General features: G+C 60.8%; 3 protein-coding genes. All 3 read right to left on the minus strand.

Translation table 11 applies throughout. The annotated features are described in order from the left end of the window. Positions 1–2,078: methyl-accepting chemotaxis protein (locus JNL55_RS33505; protein WP_293865094.1), on the minus strand; the 2,078-nt coding region annotated here is incomplete at its 3' end. 263 nt (positions 2,079–2,341) lie between these two features. Then, positions 2,342–3,583 carry an amidohydrolase family protein gene (locus JNL55_RS33510; RefSeq protein WP_293865097.1) on the minus strand — a complete coding sequence of 414 codons (1,242 nt, stop codon included), beginning with the start codon at positions 3,581–3,583 and terminating at the stop codon, positions 2,342–2,344. Next, the coding region (locus tag JNL55_RS33515; protein ID WP_293865100.1) for an amidohydrolase family protein at positions 3,580–4,182 on the minus strand (603 nt) is incomplete at its 5' end. The genes JNL55_RS33515 and JNL55_RS33510, both read right to left, overlap by 4 nt.

Raw genomic sequence — 4,182 nt, forward strand, 5'->3', positions numbered from 1 at the left:
AACGCGGGAGCAGCTGCACTCCGGCTGCTACCACGCATCGGCGATCCAGGAGCACGACGCTCGCGTGAGCTTACGACTTCCTGTTTCTCAAACTTGGCCGGAGCGCTGTCGCCGACGTTGAAGAACGCCACCGAGTCCTGCAGCTGTTCGGCCTGACCGGACAGCTCTTCAGACGTAGCCGCCAGCTCTTCGGATGCCGAGGCATTCTGTTGAGTGGCTCTGCTGAGCTGATCCATGGCGCCACCGATCTGCTTCACCGACTCGCTCTGCTCCTGCGACGCTGCGGCGATTTCCTGCACCAGATCCGACGTGCGTTGGATCGACGGGACGATTTCATCCAGCAACTTGCCGGCACGTTCCGCGGTCGAGACGCTGTTACCGGCGAGTTCGCCGATCTCTTTGGCAGCCTCTTGGCTACGTTCAGCGAGCTTGCGCACTTCGGAGGCAACCACTGAGAAGCCGCGGCCATGTTCGCCGGCGCGCGCAGCTTCGATAGCAGCGTTCAAGGCCAGCAGGTTGGTTTGATAAGCAATGTCATCGATGATGCTGATCTTCTGTGCGATCTGCTTCATCGCTGCCACCGTCTGCGTCACCGCTTGCCCACCCTCGCCGGCTTCCTTGCTGGCCTTGGTGGCCATGCTGTCGGTGACCTTGGCGTTGTCGCTGTTCTGGGTGATCGATGCCGACATGGCGTCGATCGATGCAGTGGTTTCCTCGACCGAAGACGCCTGTTCAGTGGCCGACTGCGACAGGCTCTGCGCCGTCGAGCTCACTTGGTTGGCTGCACCCGTCAACGCAGCCGCGGCCGCGCGCACTTCTTCGATGATGGACGCCAACTTATCGCAACTCGCATTGGCGTCATCTTTGACCTGATTGAACGTGCCCTGCGCGTCGCGGGTAATGCGCTGAGTCAGATCGCCGCTGGCGAGACCAGAGAACACTCGGCCCACATCTTCGATGATGGCAGCCAGCTTCTCGCTGGTGGCATTGGCGTCGGCCTTGACGGCACCGAACACGCCGGCGTAATCGCGCGTGATACGTTGGGACAAATCGCCTTCCGCCAACGCACCGAAGACTCGGCCGACATCGGAGAAAATCACCGACGTCGTCTCCATCAAGGAATTGACGCCTTCGCACAGCGATGCGATCGGCCCGCTCTTCCCGGCCACCGGAATACGTTGCGACAGATCGCCATTACGCGCTGCCGAGGTGACCGACTGCGCCTGCTCGACGGCTTCGCGCAACATGTGATTGGCGTTGATCTCCGCCGTGATGTCAGTGGCGTACTTGACCACTTTGAACGGCTTGCCGTTCACATCCATGATCGGGTTGTAAGACGCTTGAATCCAGATTTCCTTGCCGCCCTTGCCGATACGCTTGTACTGGCCGGCGTCGTATTCGCCGCGACCCAGCTTCTCCCAGAACAAACGATATTCGGTGCTGTTGCGCTGGACCGGATCGACGAACAACGAATGATGCTGGCCTTTGATCTCTTCCAACGAGTAGCCGAGCGTCGCTAGAAAATTGCTGTTGGCATTCAGGATACGGCCGTCGAGCGAAAACTCGATCACGGCCTGCGCCTTGCTGATCGCAGCCAGCTGACCTTCGACATCCGCGGCGCGCTGTTTATCGGCCGTGATGTCGGTGGCGAACTTGATGACCTTGCAGGGCTTGCCGTTGGTATCCAGGATCGGGTTGTACGACGCCTGAATCCAGACTTCCTTGCCGCCCTTGCCGACGCGCTTGTATTGACCGTGGTCGAATTCGCCACGATTCAACTTGTCCCAGAACTGACGGTATTCAGTCGAGGTTGCGTAGCCCGGTTCGGCGAACATGCTGTGGTGGCGACCCTGCACTTCGTCGAGCCGATAGCCCATGGTGCGCAGGAAATTTTCGTTGGCGTGCAGGATGGTGCCGTCGAGCTTGAACTCGATGGTGGCTTGCACTTTGTCGAGTGCCGCCAGTCGGCCCTGCATCTCGGACAACTCACGCGCGCGTTCCAGCGCCGCTTGCTGTTCCTGTTCCGTGGGACCCAGCGCAAGCAAGTTACGCAACCAAGCAGCCTTCGAAGCGTTCACACGCCATCTCCTACATTGAACAGGGAGCCCGCCAGCAAATGCTGACGTCCGCAAATCTCCCGAGCGCGAGTAATGCAGTAGCTGTAACGACTGGTCAGGCGTGTAATGTAGGGCCCTGAAGGGATATGCAGCGATTTTTCGGGAAGTCCTTAGCTGCACCGCGGCGGAGCGCTGCCATTCCACGAGTGGAAACGCCTATGGCCAGCGACTGCCTGATGAGGGGATTAGGCGTCTGCCTTACGAGCTGGCAGGCAGCCGGCGAATCAGCGCTCGGGGCTTGCGTACTTCCGCAGATAGCGCTGGTACAACTGCCACTGACGATTGTCATGCAGGTCGATCTCGCGGCCGTCGATCCAAGCGCGTTCGACTGCGCTGCGCACATCCAGAATGTTGCCGTCGGCGACGAAAAAGCTGGCCACCTTGCCCACCTGCAACGACCCTAAGCGATCATCCACCCCAAGAATCTCGGCCGCACTCAGCGTAATGGCACGCAACGCCGCCGCTTCATCCAGGCCGTAGGCTGCATACTTCGCCGCCTCGTAGGGAAGATTACGTTCACGCGTCACCACCCAATACTCACCGCCGTTGGTAATGGCGATACGGACGCCGGCATTCGCCAGTACGCCGGCCCTACGGTAGGTAACATCGTTCGCTTCCCAACGACGTGAGGGAGTGCTGAACGCTGGACCGAGCACGACAGCGATATCGCGTCGTCGCAGTTCCTCTGCGATACGCCACGCTTCATCGCCGCCCATCAGCACGACGCGAATCCGCTCACGATCCACGAAGTCCAGGATCGCTCGCAACTCGTGCAGGCGATCGGCATGAATCATCAACGGCCGCTGGCCGAGCAGCACAGGCCGCAGCGCTTCCCATTGCGGATCGGATTCGCTCGAGCGACCCGCATCGCGCGCAGCTACATACGCCCTGGCATCACGCATGGCTCGCTCCAACACCGGCAGCTGTTCATCGTTGGGCCAGAAGACATGCACGCCCACAGGTGCTGCAATGGTCATGGCCTCGGTGGTCCAACCGCTTGGCTGCATCAACGCCGATTGGCCGGAGATGATGCCGCCCGAACCGGGCTGCGGCACCACCAAGGCGGCAAGCACTCCATTGGCGCGAGCGACGGGCCACGCCACCGTATCGGGATTGACGGCGAGGTCGACACGCAAGGCGGCGTTGATCGCGCCACCTTCGGCAAAATCTTGCGTCACCTTCACCGCGCCGAACTCCGACAGACCGATGACGCTGTTGGCGACAATCAATCCGGGATAAATACGCTTGCCGCGCAAGTCGATCCGCTCGACGTTGGCGGGTGCCGGCAGATGCTCACCGATCGCAGTGATCCGGCCATTCTCGATCAGCATCTCCCCCGCAGTGAGCACGCCATCACTGATGGTGTACAGGTCCGCTCCCTGAAACAGCAGGCTCGCGCTCGCTGCATGTTGAGCCGGCAGTAGCAGCGCCGCGAACAAACAAAAACCAGCCACGAATGTTTTCAAGGGGCGGCCGCTCCACGCACTTTGTCGATGAGCCGCGCTCGCTCTCGTTCGATTCGCGCCTGCTCTCGACGATCTTCATCGGCATCGAAGTAGCGACGGCCATCGATCCAGGTCTGCAGCACCTTGGCTTGCACCGACAACGGATGATCGCTCCAGAGCACGAAGTCCGCGTCCTTGCCGGGCTCCAACGAACCGATGCGTTGCTGGACGCGCATCTGACGTGCAGGGTTGAGCGTGACCAACTGCAGCGCCTCGCTCTCGGAAAGCGCGCCATAACGAACCGCCTTCACCGCATCGATATTGAGGTTGGGTGCGCCGGCGCTCGAATCCGAACCCAGCGACACCACCACGCCTTGCCGCGTCATCAATGCCATGTTGTACGGGATGCCGTCGGCGGTCTCGAAACGAAATCCCCAGTAGTCCGGGAAGGTGGACGCGCCCGCTCCCATCGCCGCCATCTCGTCGGCGACCTTGTAGCCCTCGCTCACGTGATGGAACACCGGCACGATGCCGAACTCTCGGGTCAAACGCATGAACGCCAACAGTTCGTCCTGACGATAGCTGTGCACATGAATGATGCTCTTGCCTGAGAGCACCTC

The organism is Steroidobacter sp. (assembly GCF_016790065.1).
Classification (GTDB): domain Bacteria; phylum Pseudomonadota; class Gammaproteobacteria; order Steroidobacterales; family Steroidobacteraceae; genus Steroidobacter.